At 59.5% G+C, this 19,500-nt stretch carries 19 protein-coding genes; 10 read left to right on the top strand and 9 right to left on the bottom strand.

Going from position 1 to position 19,500, the window contains the following annotated elements; translation table 11 throughout:
- The first annotated feature begins 29 nt into the window (after positions 1-29).
- The 3 genes from der to HNQ99_RS08150 all read left to right on the top strand — a co-directional run bounded on the left by der (position 30) and on the right by HNQ99_RS08150 (position 2,127).
- Positions 30-1,394 (top strand): ribosome biogenesis GTPase Der, encoded by a 1,365-nt coding sequence (gene der / locus HNQ99_RS08160; RefSeq protein WP_184475142.1) that lies wholly within the window; start codon positions 30-32, stop codon positions 1,392-1,394.
- Positions 1,312-1,599, top strand: a complete 288-nt coding sequence (locus tag HNQ99_RS08155) for a sulfurtransferase TusA family protein (RefSeq protein ID WP_322790340.1) — start codon at positions 1,312-1,314, stop codon at positions 1,597-1,599. Before der ends, HNQ99_RS08155 begins: the two co-directional genes overlap by 83 nt.
- 93 nt (positions 1,600-1,692) lie before the next feature.
- Positions 1,693-2,127 carry an Hpt domain-containing protein gene (locus HNQ99_RS08150; RefSeq protein WP_184475140.1) on the top strand — a complete coding sequence of 145 codons (435 nt, stop codon included), beginning with the start codon at positions 1,693-1,695 and terminating at the stop codon, positions 2,125-2,127.
- Between the two features lie 39 nt (positions 2,128-2,166).
- Here the strand turns inward: HNQ99_RS08150 and bfr are convergent, their stop codons facing one another.
- Positions 2,167-2,646 (bottom strand): bacterioferritin, encoded by a 480-nt coding sequence (gene bfr, locus HNQ99_RS08145; protein ID WP_184475139.1) that lies wholly within the window; start codon positions 2,644-2,646, stop codon positions 2,167-2,169.
- Between the two features lie 91 nt (positions 2,647-2,737).
- Positions 2,738-2,914: a (2Fe-2S)-binding protein gene (locus HNQ99_RS08140; protein ID WP_184475138.1), complete on the bottom strand. Its 177-nt coding sequence runs from the start codon at positions 2,912-2,914 to the stop codon at positions 2,738-2,740.
- Positions 2,915-3,052: 138 nt separating this feature from the next.
- Between HNQ99_RS08140 and HNQ99_RS08135 the strand changes: the two genes are divergently transcribed.
- The gene (locus HNQ99_RS08135; protein WP_184475137.1) at positions 3,053-3,904 is read left to right on the top strand and encodes a hypothetical protein; all 852 of its coding nucleotides are present in this window, start codon (positions 3,053-3,055) and stop codon (positions 3,902-3,904) included.
- A 1-nt stretch (position 3,905) separates the two neighbouring features.
- Here HNQ99_RS08135 and HNQ99_RS08130 read toward each other — a convergent pair whose 3' ends face one another.
- Positions 3,906-5,084 carry a DUF418 domain-containing protein gene (locus tag HNQ99_RS08130; protein ID WP_184475136.1) on the bottom strand — a complete coding sequence of 393 codons (1,179 nt, stop codon included), beginning with the start codon at positions 5,082-5,084 and terminating at the stop codon, positions 3,906-3,908.
- 82 nt (positions 5,085-5,166) lie between these two features.
- Between HNQ99_RS08130 and HNQ99_RS08125 the strand changes: the two genes are divergently transcribed.
- Positions 5,167-5,931 carry a methyltransferase domain-containing protein gene (locus tag HNQ99_RS08125; RefSeq protein WP_184475135.1) on the top strand — a complete coding sequence of 255 codons (765 nt, stop codon included), beginning with the start codon at positions 5,167-5,169 and terminating at the stop codon, positions 5,929-5,931.
- A 324-nt stretch (positions 5,932-6,255) separates the two neighbouring features.
- Here the strand turns inward: HNQ99_RS08125 and purL are convergent, their stop codons facing one another.
- The 5 genes from purL to HNQ99_RS08100 all read right to left on the bottom strand — a co-directional run bounded on the left by purL (position 6,256) and on the right by HNQ99_RS08100 (position 12,220).
- Complete coding sequence (gene purL, locus HNQ99_RS08120) at positions 6,256-8,466, bottom strand: phosphoribosylformylglycinamidine synthase subunit PurL (protein WP_184475134.1); 2,211 nt, start codon at positions 8,464-8,466, stop codon at positions 6,256-6,258.
- Between the two features lie 62 nt (positions 8,467-8,528).
- The gene (locus tag HNQ99_RS08115) at positions 8,529-9,074 is read right to left on the bottom strand and encodes a gamma carbonic anhydrase family protein (protein WP_184475133.1); all 546 of its coding nucleotides are present in this window, start codon (positions 9,072-9,074) and stop codon (positions 8,529-8,531) included.
- A complete protein-coding gene (locus tag HNQ99_RS08110; protein ID WP_184475132.1) occupies positions 9,074-9,613 on the bottom strand; it encodes a GNAT family N-acetyltransferase in 540 nt (179 codons plus the stop codon). The genes HNQ99_RS08115 and HNQ99_RS08110 overlap by 1 nt, the downstream gene beginning before the upstream one ends.
- 11 nt (positions 9,614-9,624) lie before the next feature.
- Positions 9,625-10,620, bottom strand: a complete 996-nt coding sequence (hemB, locus tag HNQ99_RS08105) for a porphobilinogen synthase (RefSeq protein ID WP_184475131.1) — start codon at positions 10,618-10,620, stop codon at positions 9,625-9,627.
- Positions 10,621-10,648: 28 nt separating this feature from the next.
- Positions 10,649-12,220 (bottom strand): M23 family metallopeptidase, encoded by a 1,572-nt coding sequence (locus tag HNQ99_RS08100; protein WP_184475130.1) that lies wholly within the window; start codon positions 12,218-12,220, stop codon positions 10,649-10,651.
- Between the two features lie 239 nt (positions 12,221-12,459).
- On the opposite strand from HNQ99_RS08100, the gene HNQ99_RS08095 reads away from it, so the two are divergent.
- The 5 genes from HNQ99_RS08095 (at position 12,460) to HNQ99_RS08075 (ending at position 17,335) form a co-directional block, all read left to right on the top strand.
- Positions 12,460-14,985: a helicase-related protein gene (locus HNQ99_RS08095; RefSeq protein ID WP_184475129.1), complete on the top strand. Its 2,526-nt coding sequence runs from the start codon at positions 12,460-12,462 to the stop codon at positions 14,983-14,985.
- 16 nt (positions 14,986-15,001) lie between these two features.
- Entirely contained in the window at positions 15,002-15,286 is a 285-nt protein-coding gene (locus HNQ99_RS08090) for an RNA-binding S4 domain-containing protein (protein WP_184475128.1), read from the top strand.
- Between the two features lie 94 nt (positions 15,287-15,380).
- Positions 15,381-15,719 (top strand): ferredoxin FdxA, encoded by a 339-nt coding sequence (gene fdxA, locus HNQ99_RS08085; protein ID WP_184475127.1) that lies wholly within the window; start codon positions 15,381-15,383, stop codon positions 15,717-15,719.
- 296 nt (positions 15,720-16,015) lie between these two features.
- The gene (locus HNQ99_RS08080; protein ID WP_184475126.1) at positions 16,016-16,546 is read left to right on the top strand and encodes a CarD family transcriptional regulator; all 531 of its coding nucleotides are present in this window, start codon (positions 16,016-16,018) and stop codon (positions 16,544-16,546) included.
- 90 nt (positions 16,547-16,636) lie between these two features.
- The gene (locus HNQ99_RS08075) at positions 16,637-17,335 is read left to right on the top strand and encodes a GIN domain-containing protein (protein WP_184475125.1); all 699 of its coding nucleotides are present in this window, start codon (positions 16,637-16,639) and stop codon (positions 17,333-17,335) included.
- Between the two features lie 16 nt (positions 17,336-17,351).
- Here HNQ99_RS08075 and HNQ99_RS08070 read toward each other — a convergent pair whose 3' ends face one another.
- On the bottom strand, positions 17,352-19,445 hold the full coding sequence (locus HNQ99_RS08070) for a RelA/SpoT family protein (protein ID WP_184475232.1): 2,094 nt from the start codon (positions 19,443-19,445) through the stop codon (positions 17,352-17,354).
- Between the last annotated feature and the right edge of the window lie 55 nt (positions 19,446-19,500).

The following is a 19,500-nucleotide window of genomic DNA, read 5'->3' as shown; positions in this document are numbered from 1 at the left end:
CCAGGTCATGAGGAGGTAGGCAGGCCCATATGCTGCCCGTAGTTGCCATTATCGGGCGGCCTAATGTCGGCAAGTCCACTCTGTTCAACCGGCTCGTGGGCAAACGGCTGGCGCTGGTCGATGATCAGCCGGGCGTCACCCGTGACCGGCGGGAGGGCGACGCGGAATTATTAGGTCTGAAGTTCCGCGTGATGGATACGGCGGGTTATGAGGATGAGGATCCGCGCACGCTGCCCGGTCGGATGCGGGCACAGACCGAGTCTGCCGTCGCCTCAGCCGACGCCGCGCTATTCCTGATTGACGCCCGCGCCGGCATTACGCCGCTCGACGAAGAAATCGCTCGCTGGCTGCGCGAGAGCGAGACACCTACGATTCTTGTCGGAAACAAGGCAGAGGGCAGGGCGGCTGAGTCAGGTCTCCTTGAATCTTACGCCCTTGGCCTTGGCGATCCCGTGCAGATCAGCGCCGAACATGGCCAAGGCATGGCCGATCTTTTCCAGGCTCTCCTGCCGCATGTCGATCGCGACCAGGATGAACCGGAGGAAGAAGACGGAGAGGAAGACTCTGCCGACGCTATTTTGAAGTTGGCGATTGTGGGGCGGCCGAATGCGGGAAAATCCACGCTCATCAATAAAATAGTCGGGCAGGATCGGCTTATCACCGGTCCCGAAGCCGGCATCACCCGCGACAGTATCGCCATTGATTGGCAATGGACGGGGCCGCATGGCCAGGTTCGCGATGTCCGCCTCATTGACACTGCCGGCATGCGTAAACGGGCACGTGTGCAGGAGAAATTGGAGAAACTGTCGGTCGCGGATGCCCTCCACGCCGTCGATTTCGCGGAAGTCGTCGTCCTCCTTCTTGATGCTACCAAAGGCCTTGAGGCGCAGGACCTGAAGATCGCCGACAGGGTGCTGGAGGAAGGCCGCGCTCTCATCATCGCCCTTAATAAATGGGACGTCGCCGAAAATGGCAGCTCCCTCTATCAGGGCGTTCGCAAGGCGCTGGAGGACGGACTTGCCCAGGTGCGCGGCGTGCCGCTGCTTACCATATCGGGCGCTACCGGCAAGGGTATCGACCAGTTGCTGCAAGCGGCGTTCGAAACCCGCGAAGCCTGGTCACGCCGCGTTTCTACAGGTACGCTCAACCGCTGGTTCGAGAAGGCTCTTGAAGCCAATCCACCGCCCGCGCCTGGCGGCAAGCGGATCAAACTGCGCTATCTGACGCAGGCGAAGACTCGTCCTCCCGGCTTCGTGCTGTTCGGTACCCGGCTCGACCAGCTTCCGGAAAGCTATCGGCGTTATCTCGTCAATGGAATTCGCAAGGAATTGGGCTTTGGCGCGGTGCCGGTGCGCCTCACGCTACGCAGCCCCAAAAATCCTTATGGAAAATAAGCCGATCCTCGTCGATGCTCGCGGAATGCGTTGTCCGTGGCCGGCGTTACGCGCGGCGCGAACGCTCCGGCAGTCCAGCGAAATATTGATTCTGGCGGACGACCCAGCAGCGCCGGCAGAGCTGCACGGATTGGCGCGTCAGAATGGCTGGCGCTGCATCGAACAGCCTACGTCTGACGGCCCCGGATTTCTTATCCGCCGATAAACCGTCCCAAGCGCATTGCATATACGCTCTATTTACCCTTTTCCCGGTAAAGCAGGATTGTGGGAACCATGGACGGGATAAGGAGTGTGGCGCGTGGCCCACTTGCATAATGCACTTGTTAACTGGACTGACTTTGCTCAGGCGCGCCGGGAATTGGGGGCGGGCTTCGTACGCATCCTCGGCTATTTCCGGGAAGACGGGATTAAGTCGGTGGCAGGAATCGAAGAAGCGATGCGGTCGCGAAACGCCGCGGCGCTGGTCATACCGGCGCACACCTTGAAGGGTGAAGCGCGCCAGTTCGGTGCGGAACGGCTTGCACTAATGGCGGAGGAGATCGAGACGGTCGCGCGGCGCTGTGTCGAATATCATGAATCGCCTGAGGAACTGATCGAACAGATCGTGGCGCTCCGTCCAGCATTTGAAGAAACGCTGCAATTATTGGAGAAGGAAGCTAATCCATTGGTGGCCCGCCGCCCTACATTCGGACGGAAGGCTGACGCCGTCGGGCAAGGCTTTGGTCGTGCTTGAACAAATTATTTGGCTCCCGTTCAGGCGGGAGCCGAATAATCACTCCTCTTCAGCTTTTGAATTGAGCTGAATATAATTTTCCAGGCCCATCCGTTCGATCATGTCGAACTGGGTTTCCAACGTATCGACATGCTCCTCTTCGCTCTCCAGGATATGAGCGAAGAGATCGCGGCTCACAAAATCCCGAACAGTCTCGCAATGGGCAATCGCGTCGCGCAGCAATGGCAACGCCTCATGCTCAAGTTCCAGGTCAGCTTTCAGAATCTCCTCCACCGTTTCGCCGATCTTCAGTCGACCGAGCAATTGGAAGTTTGGGAGACCGTCTAGAAAAAGGATGCGCTCCGCGAGCTTGTCCGCGTGCTTCATCTCATCAATAGACTCTTCATATTCGAATTTGGCGAGCCTCTTTATGCCCCAATTGTCGAGCATCTTATAATGAAGAAAATATTGGTTGATCGCTGTCAGCTCATTTTTGAGCGCCGCGTTTAAGAATTCGATTACCTTGTCGTCGCCCTTCATCGGGTCTCTCCATTGTTGAACACAAGGAGTATAGACCTTTTTCAAGTAATGTTAAGCTGAAAGCCGCAGAAAAGCAGGCTTTTCTTGCGCGCTATTGCAAGGCAGTCTCACGCTCCGATGCGATAATGCTTTTCGCATAAGGCACGCACTGACCGCATTTTGGTCGACGGCCAAATCGGGCATAAGCGCTGCAAGGATCATGAGCGCCATCACGCACCGCGTTGCGAAGCTCTTTCTCACGTATCGCATTGCAGATGCACACTACCATTACCGTCTCCTCCACTCCCCTATAGCGTTAATGATAATGGCTCGCAATATTAAACTGAAGGCTGTGATAATTGATAGTTAACAGCAGTTTAATCCCGTTTGCTTTTGGCTAGTACAAGCAGAAAGAAAGGGGGGTGTGATGTTCCGCGATTCGATTTGGTTGGCAGGCGTAACCGTTGCGCTGGCATTCAGCAGCAGTGCGGATGCACGGCAGGCGTATCTGAACGAGATTTCGGTTGAGCAGGGAGATTCTCAGCAGCCGATCGATGAACTCTGGTCTGCAATGGAGTATCAGGTTGAGGCCGTATGGCAGGATTTGCGGGCCGATATTGATAAGGAAAGAACCCATTATTTCACGCCAACCGGTCCTGCTGACCCGCAATGGGCGAAGGACGGCGTGGATATTGCCGCTTTGCTGGCGCAAGCGCCCGGAGGGGCTGCGGCCAATGTGCTTTATGGCGAAGATCGAGAGGGATCTGTTGTCCATGTGCTTGATGCAGCGGCATTGAAGCAACTGACTTCTGGTCTGCGCCCTTTGGTGGAGCGCGATTTTGCCAAAGCCGATGGAGACGCATTTGCGACGCTGCTGGCGCTAACGCCCGCCCATTTGCTCGTTTCGCGAGAAGCGGTAGAAAAGACGGGCAATGGGTTTTGCCCTTCGTCGCCTTTGCCGGCGCCCGCTGATCAGATGATGCTTTATCGTGATCCGCAACTGCCGTTCGATGGCAACTCGGAAAAGGATGGCCAGGTCGAGGGTAAGGCTTTTTCAACCTGGACTGCACTTAGCAGAACGGAAACACCGCGCGTTTGCTGGACTTATGTGCAGGTCGCTCCGGGGGAATATGAGAGCCGCAGCTTCGACACGGCCGGTCGGCCGCTGGCGCATATGGACAAAGCTACCCAGCGTTTGCGGATTGTGCCCCTGTCCAAGCTCAAAGGGATGCTGACCGCCAAAATGCAACCGCTGCCGGACAGCGCCAGCGCCCGATAGATCAGGCCGGTCGCAGCGGTTCGAGCCGTTGGCGGACTAGACTGCGCCAAAGCCATTCGAAAGGGCCGTAGCGGAAGCGTTTCAGCCAGGGCAGGGACCAGAGCAGCATCAAGGCCCAGAGCGCCGGGACGACTGCATAGACGGCGACGCGATCGACGGTGCCGTAAAGACCCAGGCCATAGCCGTAAAAGAGTGTCGTCATGATGATGCTGGTGCCGACATAATTGGTGAATGCCGTGCGTCCGGCGGCGGCCACTCTGCGCATAAAACCGGTGCCGGAAAAGCGCAGGATCAGCCACATCAGCAAAGCGGCATGGGCAATGGTGAGCGGGATGCGAAAGGGTAGGGACCAGCCGATCACTGCGTTGAAGGTGACGATGTGGTCAAAACCGCTTGCCCAGCACCATGCAGCGAGGCCAGCCATTGGCACGCACCCCAATAGGTAGCAGATGCGGGCGGTGCGAAGATAGCGCGCGGCGTTCCATGCCCCTGTCAGAAAGCCGCTTTTCAACATGCCCATGCCGAGCAGCATGAATCCGAGCGTTTCAAAACCGGAGAAGATCAGCAGCATCGGCTGATCGCTGAAGAGATGTTGCAGCCGATCCTCCACGATAGGCCCGTAGCTGCCCAGATGCAGGGCTACGTCCTTGCGAAGCGCAGCCAGATCGGTGCCGCCGAGGGTGCCGCTATCCGTCTGGATCAGCGAAAGCGACAATATGGTCAAAACGGCAAATTGAACGAGAAAGAAGAAGATTGCGGCCTTTAACAATTCATGCGGGTCGCGCCGCACGAACATGAGAAGGAACACTCCGGCGATGGCGTAGAGCCGCAAGATGTCGCCCCACCAGACAAAGACGTAATGGACGAGCCCCAGAAGAAAGAGCCAGAAGAAACGGCGATAGAGCGTCGCAAACCCCTCACCCTGCGCTGCGGCGCGCTCATATATGAGCAGCGTGCTGGCGCCGAAGAGTAACGAAAACAGGCCCCGCATCTTGCCGTCAATGAATATGAAGTTGGCGATCCATACAGCATAGGCGGCCGGTGTCTCGCCGCCCCACAGGCGCGGGTTTATATAGGCCATGTCGGGCATGGAAAAGGCGATGATGTTCATCAACACTATTCCCATGACCGCAAAACCGCGCATCGCGTCTAGGCTCAGAAGGCGTGCGGAAACTTGCATCGCTCGCTCGTAGCCCTGGGCAGAGGGCAGGGGAAGCCGTGTCGCTGGAAAAAGGCCGCAAAGTGCGCCATGGAATGCGGATATGGCGGAAAAGCGAATTGAACGGATCAAGCGGGCGTTCGGTGCGGCGGCGGAGGGCTATGAGGATAGCGCCGGGGTGCAGCGCATTGTAGCGGAGACAGTCGCGCAACTTGCCGCGCAACGTCGCGTGCAGCCCATGGCCCGCATATTGGAGGTGGGCTGTGGCACGGGGTTTCTGACGCGTCATATCCGCACACAATGGCCCGATGCGGAGTTGGCGGTAAGCGACCTGGCACCGGAGATGGTCGGGCAGGCCGCTCGCAATCCGATGCTATCTGCGTCTTTTTTTACAATGGACGGGGAGTGGCCCTGCTTTGAGGGCGAGTGGTTCGACCTGATCCTGTCCAGCTTGGCCTTCCAGTGGTTTGCCGACTTGCCCGGGGCGCTTGAGCGGCTGTTCGCGCTGCTGCGGCCCGGCGGGAGCCTCATCTTTTCCACCATGGCGGAGCGGAGCTTTGCGGAGTGGCGCGCCGCGCATGAGGCGTGCGGGCTGACGGCGGGAACTCCGGATTATCCGTCGCTTGATGCGCTGAAGGCCGTGGTCGCAGACTATCCGGACGGGGCGGCCTTCGATGAGGAATATGCGGTCGAATTCGGGAGCGGGCGGGGGTTCCTGAAGCACTTGAAGGGCATTGGGGCGACCGTGGCGGCAGAGGGTCGCGCACCCCTTTCAGCCACACAGCTACGGCAGGTGGCGCGCCGTTTCGAGGAAGCGGGCGCGCGCGCCACCTATCATGTGGGATTTGTGCGTTTGAGCCGCATCTAAGCCGCCTGAGATTTCCCGAAGTTCACACCGTTGCTGCGTCAGGTTTTCCGCCGCTTTGCGGTGTCAAACAGGATGGAGATTGTTGGAAATCGTTTTCCAACAATTCGATCGCGGTCACTTACCATGAGAAAGAGCGGCGGCAGAGGATAGCCTGCCCAGCGCCCTGTAGGACAGGACTTCCGTCGATCCGAGCGAGGCGCTGACGCCCGAGCTTGCGGCGCAATTGCGCCGCTTTACGAATGAGGACCTGCAACTGCTAGATGCTCTCGCCATTGAGGTGTATCGCGAGCATGTGCTGGTCGCTGATCTTACGCTGCTCTAAGCTCACCCCTCCATCAACGCCGGGAAAAACCCCTCATGCGCCTTGCGGAGGTCTGAGAGCGCAACGGCTTTGCCATTCACCTTGATCGCATCACCGCCGGTGGTGCCGATGCGGGTTAGGGGGACGCCTGCGGCCTCGAACGCCGTCGCGTTGCTTGTGGTGACGATATAGCGGGCCTGATCTTCGCCGAAGGCTGTGGCTGCGTCGGGGATGTTTTCCAGGGTCGCGCCGATGTTGGCGGCGAGGGTCATTTCGGCAACCGCGACGAGCAGGCCGCCGTCGGCGATGTCGTGGACTGCCGTGACCTTGCCTTGCGCTACAAGGGCGCGGACGAAATCGCCATGGGCGCGCTCTTTCGTCAGGTCGACGGGGGGCGGGGGGCCGGCTTCGCTGGCGTGGAGTTCGCGCAGGTAGAGGGATTGGCCGAGATGGCCTTGCGTCTCGCCGACCACGAAGATGGCTTCGCCTTCGGCCTTGAACGCGACAGTCGCCATCTGCTCGATGTTCTTCAAAAGGCCGATGCCGCCGATGGCTGGCGTGGGGAGGATGGCGCTGCCGCCGCCGGTGGCCTTGCTTTCATTGTAGAGGCTGACATTGCCCGAGACGATGGGGAAGTCGAGCGCGCGGCAGGCGTCCCCCATGCCTTCGAGGCAGCCAGTGAACTGCGCCATGATCTCCGGGCGCTGGGGGTTGGCGAAGTTGAGGCAATTGGTGACGGCGAGCGGGGTTGAGCCGACGGCGGAGAGGTTGCGGTAGCACTCCGCGATGGCCTGCTTGCCGCCTTCATAGGGGTCGGCATAGCAATAGCGCGGGGTGCAGTCGGTGCTGATCGCGATGCCCTTAGTGGTGCCGTGGACGCGCACGACCGCGGCGTCGCCACCAGGGGCCTGGACGGTGTCCGCACCGACCTTGTGGTCGTACTGCTCCCAGATCCAGCGGCGGCTGGCGATGTCCGGGCTGGCCATTAGCTTCAGCAGGTCGGCGGTAAGGTCCGTGCTTTGGGGCACATTGCCGAGCGGCTTGATGCCGGTCCACGCCTTGTACTCCTCGCGCGGCATGGCGGGGCGGTCGTAGAGCGGGGCGTCGTCGGCGAGCGGGGCAAGCGGAATGTCGCAGACGGTCTCGCCATGGTGGACAAGGACCATGCGGCCGGTGTCGGTGACTTCGCCGATGACGGCAAAGTCCAGTTCCCATTTATGGAAGATGGCTTCGGCAAAGGCTTCGCGGCCTGGCTTGAGGACCATGAGCATGCGCTCCTGGCTTTCCGACAGCATCATTTCATAGGCGGTCATGCCGGTTTCGCGCTGGGGGACCTTGTCCATGTCCAGTAGCAGGCCGACGCCGCCCTTGGACGCCATTTCGACGCTGGAGGAGGTGAGGCCGGCGGCTCCCATGTCCTGAATGGCGACGATGGCGTCGGAGGCCATCAGCTCAAGGCAGGCTTCGATCAGCAGCTTTTCGGTGAAAGGGTCGCCGACCTGAACGGTGGGGCGCTTTTCATCGCTGTCTTCGCCGAAATCGGCGCTGGCCATAGTGGCGCCGTGAATGCCGTCACGGCCGGTTTTTGAGCCGACATAGACAATCGGGTTGCCGACACCGCTGGCGGCCGAATAGAAGATCTTGTCAGTGTCCGCGACGCCCACGGTCATGGCGTTGACCAGGATGTTGCCGTCATAGGCCGGGTGAAAGTTGACTTCGCCGCCGACGGTTGGAACGCCCACGCAATTGCCATAGCCGCCGATGCCGCTCACCACGCCAGAGATGAGGTGACGCATCTTTGGGTGGTCGGGGCGGCCGAAGCGGAGCGCGTTCATGTTCGCTATGGGACGCGCGCCCATGGTGAAGACGTCGCGCAATATGCCGCCGACACCAGTCGCCGCGCCCTGATAGGGCTCGATGTAGGAGGGGTGGTTGTGGCTCTCCATCTTGAAGATGGCGGCCTGAGGCTTTCCGTCTGGTCCGGCGCCGATGTCGACCACGCCTGCATTCTCACCCGGACCGCAGATGACCTGCGGGCCTTCGGTCGGGAGCTTTTTCAAGTGGATGCGGCTGGATTTATAACTGCAATGCTCCGACCACATGACGGAGAAGATACCGAGCTCCGTAAGGTTGGGCTCGCGGCCCAGCGCGTGGAGGACGCGGGCATATTCTTCTTCGTTGAGGCCATGGTCGGCGACGACCTGCGGAGTGATTTGCGAGGTGGCGGTAGACATGGGGAGCCCCTTAGCCGAGGCAGGGGCATTGGGCTAGGGGTGAATTGGAACCTGCAATACGCTTAAAGCGCCTTGACCGCCCCCATATGCGCCTTCGCATTGTGCACATAATGTTCGACGCCCGCTCGCATTCCGGTGACGGCCTCGTCGCTGAGGTCGCGCATGTGCTTTGCAGGGCGGCCGGCCCATAGCTGCCGGTGGGCGACGGTTTTACCAGGAGTCAGCATCGCTCCAGCCGCAAGCATGGCGTCGCCCTCTATCACGCAACCATCCATGACGATGGAGCCAAGGCCGACAAAGGCGCGGTCAAGCAATGTGCAGCCGTGCAGCATCGCCATATGCCCGATCAGCACGTCATTGCCGATGATGGTGGGAAAGCCGCCCGATCCGTCTTTGTCGCTGTCACAATGAATGACGGTGCCATCCTGGATGTTGGTCCGGGCTCCGATGTGGATATAGTTCACGTCGCCGCGAATGACGCAATTATACCAGATGCTCGCATCCTCCCCGATTTCGACGTCGCCGATAATCTTGCATCCGGGAGCGATGAAGGCGCTGGGGTGGATTTTGGGGCTCTTGCCTCCGAGCGGCAAAATCAGGGGGTTCATTACAAGCCTTTCCATTCTGCCTTGGCGATGCGGTAAACGATGGTGGGATTGAGGTCGCGTCCGAAACGCGGATCGTCAAAGTCAAAATCCGGGCGGCGCGTCATACCCAGCCTTTCCATCAGGCCCCAACTGGCGCTGTTGCCCGCAACGGTGAAGGCAACGACATGCGGCGCTTCGAGTTTGACGAAGGCGTAATCCAGCGAGGCTGCGGCTGCCTCCTTGGCGTAGCCCTTGCCCCAGCTGTCTTCGCGGAAGCGCCAGCCGATTTCGTGCTGCCCGGTCAAGTCGGTGCCCTGCGCATCCACCCGCTTGATGCCACAAAAGCCGAGCACTTCGCCATCTTCCTTGCGAACCACTATCCAGAATCCGTGGCCAAAAGCGGTGAAAAAACCAGTGTGCCGCTGATAGAGCGCGGCCAATTGCTCATCATTCATGACGCCGCCGAGCCAGCGCATCACCGAAGGCGTGTTGGTTCCATTATGAAACCGCTTGAACGCATCTTCATCCCATGTCTGCAGCAATAGCCGCTCAGTTTCCATGATCGTCCTGCTCACGCGCCGAGCAACCGCGCCGCGAGAAGCGCATGGTAGGTGAGGACGCCGCTGCAACCGGCGCGTTTGAAGCTCATCAGCGTTTCGAGGACCAGGGCGTCGCGCTCGCCTGCTCCGGCCGCTGCTGCTGCCTCGATCATGGCATATTCGCCGGAGACCTGATAGGCAAAGACCGGAACTTCGAAGCGTTGCCTAACCTTGGTGACGATATCAAGGTAGGGCAGGCCCGGCTTCACCATGACGCTGTCGGCCCCTTCGGCAAGATCGAGGGCGACCTCGCGCAGGGCCTCCTCGCTGTTTGCCGGGTCCATCTGATAGGTTTTCTTGTCGCCCTTCAGGAGCCCCCGCGAGCCAACCGCGTCGCGGAAAGGGCCGTAAAAGGCGCTCGCATACTTGGCGGCGTAGGACATGATCTGGACATTGATATGACCCGCGCCCTCAAGAGCGGAGCGGATTGCGGCGATGCGGCCGTCCATCATGTCGCTGGGCGCGATGATGTCGGCGCCTGCTTCGGCCTGGACCAGCGACTGGCGGCAGAGCATGTCGACGGTGGCGTCATTAAGGATATAGCCCGCCTCATCCATCAGGCCGTCCTGGCCGTGACTGGTATATGGATCGAGCGCAACGTCGGTGAGGACGCCGATGGCCGGCACGGCGTCCTTGATCGCCTTGATCGCGCGGCACATGAGATTGTCGGGATTGAGCGCCTCCTTGCCATCCTCGCTCCGGCGGCCGGGCTGGGTGTTGGGAAATAGGGCGAGGCAGGGAATGCCAGCTGCGCGCGCTTCCCTGGCGCGGGCGGCGATGAGGTCCACCGACCAGCGGGAGACGCCGGGGAGACTTGCTATGGGCTCCTCCACGCCTTCGCCTTGCGTGACGAAGAGAGGCCAGATCAGGTCCTGCGGGCCGATGCGGTTTTCCGCAAAAAGCGCGCGGCTCCAGGCGGAGGCGCGGGTTCGGCGCAGGCGGAGCGCGGGAAAAGAAGCTGGGGTCATGCTAAGCCGTTTAACGGCTTGGGACGGTTTACCGCAAGACCCGCTTGGATCCGTCGGGCAGGAAGGCGATTTCCTTGGGTTCTTCACTGAGCTTCACGCGCGGCTTTTCGGCGCTCCGAATGGGTTCCTGCGGGCCGGCCTTGAGGCTTTTAAGCTCCGCAAGTCGGTTGCGGAAACGGCGGAGGTCGTTGCCCGCGAGTTGCGCCGTCGTGGTGAACTTGACGGAGCGGGGGTTTATGGTCTGGCCGTTGCGGTAAAGCTCATAATGGAGATGTGGACCGGTCGAGAGCCCGGTCGAACCCACATATCCGATAATCTGGCCGCGGCGGACATAATCACCTGCATCGGCGACGATGCGGCTCATATGGGCATAGCCGGTAGCAAGACCATTGCCGTGGCTGATCTTTACGTATTTGCCATGACCGCCATGGCGTCCGGAATAGACTACCCTTCCGTCCGTCGCGGCATAGATGGGGGCACCGTAGGGTGCGGCGAAGTCGATGCCGGCGTGCATGCGGCTATAGCCGAGGATAGGATGGCGGCGCATGCCATAGCTTGAGCTTTGCCGGCCATATACCGGCGCTGCCAATTGACCGCGCTGTTCGCCTACGCCTGACGCTTCAAACCATTCCGTGCGGCCGCCGGTTTGCCATTTCAGCAGGTTCACATCCTTGCGACTGGTGCGCTCCAAACCGGCGAAGAGCAGATCGCCCACTTCCACCTCACCGGTTTCCGCCCGGCGATAACCCAGGATGATGTCGAATTCGTCGGTGGCGCTGACGTCGCTGTCCAGCGACAATTTGGTGGCAAGCGCTTTTAGATAAGCCTGAATGGTTTTGGGCGGCGCACCGGCCGCACGCGCGGAACGATAAAGGCTGGAGCCTACCTCGCCGCGGATCCGCAGTGGAGTGTCGTCCACCGCGATGGGAATTTTGTTCACTTGTAGCTTGCCGTCCACACGATTGACCGTGATGGCGAGTTCCAGTTTTGCTCGGAAGGCGAGCGCGTCCAGCGGCCGAGGCATGTTTCGCGAGGCGCGCCGGCCAAGGCGGATGTCGAGGCGTGTGCCCGGAGTAAGCGCCCCGATGCTTCCCGAAAGCAGGTCCATCACTGCTGTGGTATCGGTATTGCTGACGCCGGCCCGGCGCAGTGCGCTGCCGAAACCGTCGCCGCTGCCAACCTGGGCCGTAAGGTCTATCTGGGGGCGCTCGGGCGTTTCTTTTAAAGGAACGACAGCGTCATTGGCGGCCATATGGCGCCCGGAGTCCGCACCAAGAGCCAGCGGCGTGATCATCTGAGTGCGGGCTTCGTCGAACTGCCGATCGGTCAGCATCGGTTCGGATGCGGCTGGAATGGGCGCAAAGCCGGGAGAGAGATAAAGGGCGCTGGCGCAAAGCGCTGCACATGTCAGCGCGCCGCGGAACCATTCCGCGGAACCGATGCGCTGGCCGAGATCAGGGACAAGATTGACCTCTTCGCAATATTCGCGAAGGCGTTCGCGCCAGTTTGCCGGAAGGGCAGGCGCTGGAAGCGCGTTGGCAAGCGACAGCGATACAGCAGCGCCGCCCTGGCCGAGACCAATTTCACTCTTCTGAAACAAGATGTTGCATCCCCCGACGGGCCATGTCGAACAAGGAGCCCTTCGCCCAGCTTATTCAAGGATTCTTCTGCCTCACTAAGGTTAAAGTCAATTTAAGATCGTGGTAAACGGCTTTCGCGTGCGGCGAGCCGTTCTTTGCCGCCGACCAACTACAGTTCATTTCGAAACCATTTTGAAAACGAAGGGGGAAATAGCAAACAATACTTGCGCCCGGGGGCCGGGTTGCCGACATATGACATATGGCAAGTTTTGCCCGCTCATCGTTGACCGCCGTTCTTGGACCAACCAACACCGGCAAAACGCATCTGGCGGTGGAACGCATGTGCGCGCATTCCAGCGGAATGATCGGTTTTCCCCTGCGCTTGCTAGCGCGGGAGGTCTATGACCGGGTGGTAGGGATCAAGGGAAAGGATCAGGTTGCGCTCATTACCGGCGAGGAGAAAATCCTGCCGGACAAGGCGCGCTGGTTCCTCTGTACCGCTGAATCCATGCCGGTGGATCGCGATTTCGCCTTTGTAGCGGTAGATGAGGCCCAGCTTGGCGCGGACCCTGAGCGCGGGCATGTTTTTACCGACCGGCTGTTGCGGGCCAGAGGGCGGGAAGAAACCATGATCCTTGGGTCGGACAGTCTGCGTCCACTGGTGCGCGCCCTGGTTCCGGACGCCGAGATTATCAACCGGCCCCGCTTTTCAACGCTTTCCTATGCTGGATCGAAAAAATTATCCCGCTTGCCCAAGCGGTCGGCGATTGTCGCTTTCTCGGTCGAGGAGGTCTATGCGGTAGCGGAAATGCTGCGGCGGTTCAGGGGTGGATCGGCCGTAGTGATGGGGGCGCTCTCTCCGCACACGCGCAACCGCCAAGTAGCCATGTTCCAGGCGGGCGAGGTCGACTATCTAGTGGCCACCGACGCAATCGGCATGGGCCTCAATATGGACGTGGCTCATGTCGCCTTCGCATCCCTCAGCAAGTTTGACGGCAGGCGGGTAAGGCGACTGACGGTGGCAGAAATGGCGCAGATCGCCGGTCGTGCCGGGCGACATCAGCGCGATGGGACCTTCGGCAGCCTAGGTGGAGAAGGCAGCGAGGCGGCGTTTACGGATGAAGAAATCGACCGCATCGAGAACCATCGATTTCCAAAACTCGATTTCCTGTATTGGCGCGAGGGCGAGCCGCCCATGGACAGCGTCGATGCATTGATCGCCGCTCTTGAGGAGAAGCCAGCCCGGCCGGAACTGCGCGGGGCCCCCCAAGTTATTGACCTTTCCGTACTCAAGCGCCTCGCCGATGAGCCAGATGTTATAGCCCGGGCACGCGGGATGGCGCAGGTGAAGCGGCTGTGGGCGGTATGCGGGCTTCCCGATTTCCAGAAGCTGGGGGCTGAGGACCATGCCCGGACGGTGCTGCGCCTGTGGCGGCACCTGAGTGAGGGGAATGGTCATATTCCGCAGGACTGGTTCGCTCAGCAGATAGCACGGCTGGATACCGTAGAAGGTGACATCGATACCCTATCGGCCCGGATCGCCGCTGCGCGGACATGGTCTTACATCGCCCACCGGTCCGACTGGTTGCAGAGCCCGGCGGAAATGGCCGAGCGCACGCGCGCACTGGAAGAGAAGCTATCGGATGCATTGCATGAGAGGCTGACGCAGCGATTCGTCGACCGGCGTACTGCCGTACTGCTGAAGGAAATTGGCTATGGGGCCGGGCATTTGCCGGTCGATGTGGACGAGTCAGGCAGCGTACATGTGGATGGCGAGTCCATTGGGCAGCTGAACGGCTTCCGATTTTCGGTGGCGCCTGACGCGCGGCATGCCGACCGCAAGATGCTGCTTGCCGCCGCCGAACGCCGCTTGGGCACCATATTGGGGAAGCGGGCAGATGAACTGGTCGCCGCTTCCGACAAGGATTTCGCATTGGCGGCGGAGGAAGGGGAAATTCCCGGAATCTGCTGGAAGAACATACATGTGGCAGCTTTAAGCGCAGGGCCTTCCCTGCTTGATCCGCTGGTCCGCCTGGATGCTGGCATATTAACGTTGTCGAACGAGCGGCAGCGCGCGATCGCGGCTCGCCTTGCCGCATGGCTGGAGCAGCAGAAGGATCGGCATCTGGGACCACTTCGCAGCATGACGCTTGGCTCAAGACAGCCGGATACATCGCCGTCGCTCCGTGCGGTGCTCGCCCAACTTGCCGAGGAGGGCGGAATATTGCCGCGTGTGGCTCTGGATGAGGCGCTTGGGCATCTGGATAAGGCTGGTCGAGTCCAACTGCGCAAGGCGGGAATTGTCATTGGATCCCTGGATGTCTTTCACGCCGCCCTACTGAAACCAGGAGCCGCACGATGGCGGCTGGCATTGTTGGCGGTGCGGCAGGCAAAGCCCATGGCCCGCACTCCGAAGCCGGGCGCTGCTCTCTTTGTACCTGACGGGAGCATTGGTGAAACGGGAGCTCGGCTCAGCGGCTTTCGGCGTTTTGCGGGGCAATATCTACGCATTGACATCGTCGAACGGCTGGCCCGGCTGGCGCATGACAAGGTCGAAAAGCGAGAGGCGTTTACGCCTGATGATCCGCAAATCATATCCTTGGGCTTGCAGGGCGATGCCTTCAGGCAATTAATGCGCAGCCTGGGTTTTCGTCCGGCAGCCGAACCGCTCAAGGACGACGCCAATTGGGCGTTTCGCGGCCGCATGCGCCCGGTCAGGCGGAAGCAGGTGACTGAAGGTCATCATTTTTCCGGGCTTGCTCAATTGTTGGGCCGGCATGGCTAAGGCGGCGGCACCGGCAATGAGCTCCTCCAGGGCGGGAGAAGTTTTGCGGATCGATAAATATCTTTGGTTTGCGCGTCTGGCAAAGGATCGTTCCCTTGCTCAGAAAATGGCTGAAGCAGGTTTTATTCGTGTTAATGGGCGGCGGATCGACCGGTCGCACGCCGCCATTAGGCGTGGAGACCTTATTACCTTTCCCTTTGGAACCCGCGTGCGGATCGTGAGGGTGTTGAGCCTGCCGCATCGCCGGGGACCAGCGGCCGAAGCGGCGACCCTCTATGAAGAAATCGTCGCTGGCGGTTGAAGAAATCATTTGGCCGAGGGCGGGAGCAACATATTGACGCGCGTCCAACGGAGGCATAGCAGGGCAGAAATCTCGAAGGGGAGAGTATCTTAAAATGACCTATGTCGTCACCGACGCCTGCATCCGCTGCAAATATATGGATTGCGTTGAGGTATGCCCGGTAGATTGCTTCTACGAGGGCGAAAACATGCTGGTGATCAATCCCAGTGAGTGCATCGATTGCGGCGTGTGCGAACCGGAATGTCCGGCCGAGGCGATCTTGCCCGATACCGAAAACGGCCTTGAGCAGTGGCTTGAACTCAATGCAAAATATTCGGCGGAATGGCCCAACATCACTACCAAGGGCGAACAACCTGCGGACGCTGATGATCACAAGGGTGAGGAAGGCAAGTTCGAGAAATATTTCTCGGCACAGCCGGGGTCGGAAGCTTAGGTTTGACAGCCCGCGGAGTGTCAGGTTCAGTTAACTAGTTAAAACGGCCGCTGAAAAGCTACGCTGCGCACAGGATTTCCACAGCCTTTCGCACAGAAAAATTGTCATCCTGCGCCGATATTCGAGCGCGGGCTGGTAATTATGTTACGAATCTGCTACATATTGCATTAACGGACGGTACGGTGTTCGTCGGAGAAAAAAACAGGTCGCATGTTGTTCCCCTCTGAACCGCTCTCTGCGGTGCCGGCTCTGCACATGACGCCCAGTCTCCTATGTAGATAGAAAGGTTATCAAGAATGGCTGCCAAGGCGCTGTCTTTCGATGTTGGCGATTATGTAGTCTATCCCAAGCACGGCGTCGGCCGTGTGGTGGAACTCCAAAGCCAGGAGATCGCGGGCATTCAGCTAGAGCTCTATGTTCTTCGCTTCGAAAAGGAACGGATGACGCTGCGCGTTCCGACTAATAAAGCCGAAAGCGTGGGCATGCGCAAACTGTCTTCTGACAAGACTTTGGGCGAAGCGTTGGAAACGTTGAAGGGTAAGCCCAAGGTAAAACGCACCATGTGGTCGCGCCGTGCACAGGAATATGAAGCGAAGATCAATTCGGGGGATCTGGTTTCAATCGCGGAAGTAACCCGCGACCTGTTCCGTGCTGACGACCAGCCAGAACAGAGCTATTCCGAGCGGCAGATTTTTGAGGCTGCATCCAGCCGTCTCGCTCGTGAGCTGGCGGCCATGGAAGAAGTCGACGAGCCGCGTGCGCTCAAAAAGATTCTGAGCATCCTCAACGAAGCCGCCCCGAAATATAATCGGGAAAAGGTCGACTGAGCCATTGAGTTGTAGTGGGCGAAAGAGGGCGGTCCCGAAAGGGGCCGCCTTTTTTATTGGGCGTTAAAGGATCGCTGGTAGGATGGGATAATGATCAAGGACATTCTGGCTGCTTGCTTCGGCCTGGCCCTGCTGACGGTTCCGGCCGTCGCAGCCGAGCAGCAATATAGCGTCACCGACTTCGACACCGTTCGGATGCAGGGACCCTTCAACGTGACCATCATCACCGGCAAAGGTAATAGTGCGCGGGGCGAGGGGCAGCGCGACGCACTGGACCGTGTGTCGCTGAATGTGTCGGGCGGTATTCTTACGGTTCGCGGAGCGGCGCCCCCATATGGGGGACAGGCGCGCAATTTCGGCAGGGTCGACCTGGTGATTACGACGGGCGTTATCCGCCGGGTCAGCATGGGAGGCAATGGCTCACTTGCCATTCAAGGTTTGAAAGGAGTGCGTGGCGACATCAATTTGGCCGGTAATGGCGATCTGGAAGTGAATGGGGTCGCTGTCGATCAGCTTGTGGTGAACAGTGCCGGCAACGGACGAATACGGCTTTCGGGACGGGCCGGTCAGGCGCGGGTGCAAGTGATCGGAGCGGGTAGCATCGATTCCCCCGAACTGGTGGCGAAGGACCTGATTTTGGAAAGCCAAGGGCCTGGCTCAGTGCTGCTCACAGCAGCAGGAACGGCGCAAGTGAGCGTCCAGGGCTCAGGAAATGTGCGGGTATTGGGGAATGCTGCCTGCAAGGTGAACCAGACGGGAAGTGGGCTGGTTGAGTGCGGCGGAAAGTGAAGAGCAGGCTCTGCCGTTATACCCGATCTGCCTGAATAACCGGCTCAATGGACCGTAATGCCGAGATGATCCGCATGAGATGTGCGATATCGTGCACTTCTATGTCTATGATATCCGTATGAAACGGCCCCTCGCGATTGCTGAGTTGCAGGTTCAGGATGTTCGCCTTGTTGCTGCCAAAGATATTTGCCACGGCTGCCAGTGCGCCCGGTTCGTTTTTCAGGATGACGCTGAGGCGAGCGGTGCCACCGATTGATTTGACGTCCCAGCTAAGGTCCACCCAATCGGCATCGGCACTGTTTTCCAGGCTGCGGCAATCGATGGTGTGAACCTCAATTCCTTCTCCCGGATGACGAAGGCCGACGATGCGGTCGCCAGGGACGGGATGGCAGCATTCCCCCAGCTTGAACGCGACGCCGGGGGTCAGGCCGCGTATCGAAATGGCCTTGTGCTGCTGGGGGACGTGCGGGTGGCGATCGGCGTCCATCGTGCTGCCGGGGATCAATGCTTCCATGACCTCCGCATCCGTGACGCTATGCGTACCTATGGCCAGCATCAGGCTGGGACGATCTTCAAGCTTTAGCCGGGTGAGGGCGGCCGCCACCGCCTTTTCCCCGATCTCCACGGGAAGGCGGCTGGCGATTTCTTCGAAAAGCATCTCGCCCAAGGCGATCATCTCATCGCGCTGCTTGTGGCGGACAAAGCGGCGAATGGCGGCGCGCGCCTTGCCGGTGATAACGAAGGTCAGCCATCCAGGACTAGGCTCCTGGCCCTCGGATTTCAGAATTTCGACCTGATCGCCATTCTGCAGTTGAGTGCGCAACGGCACCACCCGGCCATTTACCTTTGCGCCGACCGTCTGGTTGCCCAGGTTCGTGTGGACAGCATAAGCGAAATCGACCGGAGTCGATCCCTTGGGGAGCTGATGCAACTCGCCCTTGGGAGTGAAGGCAAAGATGCGGTCCTGATACATCGCCATGCGCGTATGTTCGAGCAGTTCGTCGGCATCCTGGCTTTGGTCGAGAATTTCGATGAGGTCGCGTATCCAGCCCGCTTGTCCGTCCGAGCCGCTGCTCCTTTGCTTATAGGCCCAATGCGCGGCGAGCCCGAATTCGCTGTCGTGGTGCATCTCCTTGCTGCGCAACTGGATTTCGATCCGGGCACTTTCATGGTGGATGACGGTCGTGTGCAGCGATTTATACCCGTTGCGCTTGGGTGTGGAGATATAATCCTTGAACCGGCCAGGAACCATTTTGTAGCGCTGATGGATGATGCCAAGTGCGCGGTAACAGTCCTCCGCGGTTTCGGTGATGACGCGAAATGCCATGACGTCGGTCAACTGTTCAAAGCTGATGTGCCGCTCCTGCATCTTCTTCCAGATGGAATAAGGATGCTTTTCGCGTCCGGAGACCGAAACCTTGAGATTGGCATTGCCGAGCAGCAGTTGAAGGCCCGATGCAATACGCGCAATCTTGTCGCCGCCGCCTTCCTTCAATTGCTCAAGCCGCTTGGTGATGCTGGCGCAGGCGTCGGGTTCAAGCTGTTGGAAGGCGAGAAACTGCATTTCGCGCATGAATTCATACATGCCGATCCGCTCGGCGAGCGGCGCGTAGATTTCCATGGTTTCACGGGCGATACGCTTGCGCTTCTCCTCGTTCCGGATGAAATGCAGGGTTCGCATATTATGCAGCCGGTCCGCCAGCTTGACCAGCAGCACGCGGATGTCATCCGACATGGCGAGCAGGAATTTGCGCAGGTTTTCCGCCGCGCGCTCACTTTCGGTCTGAGCTTCGATCTTCGACAGCTTCGTCACGCCATCGACAAGTCTCGCTATGTCGGGACCGAAATTCTTCTCGATTTCGTCGTAGGTGACGAGCGTGTCCTCGATGGTGTCGTGGAGCAGAGCTGTGATAATTGTATGGTCATCGAGATGAAGACCGGTCAATATGCCCGCCACCTCTATGGGATGGCTGAAATAAGGATCGCCGCTGGCTCGTTTCTGACTGCCATGCTTCTGAACCGAAAACACATAAGCGCGGTTGATCAACGCCTCATCAGCGTCTGGATCATAGCGTTTTACCCGCTCAACCAGTTCATATTGGCGTAACATCCCCAAGATGATGTGGGGCATTTTTGCCGCCATGCAACAAAAAACTGCGGCGGGC

Origin of the sequence: Rhizorhapis suberifaciens (genome assembly GCF_014200045.1) — a bacterium.
GTDB lineage: Bacteria > Pseudomonadota > Alphaproteobacteria > Sphingomonadales > Sphingomonadaceae > Rhizorhapis > Rhizorhapis suberifaciens.
Note: the sequence above shows the minus strand (reverse complement) of the source record. Positions and strands in the feature narration are given on the sequence as shown.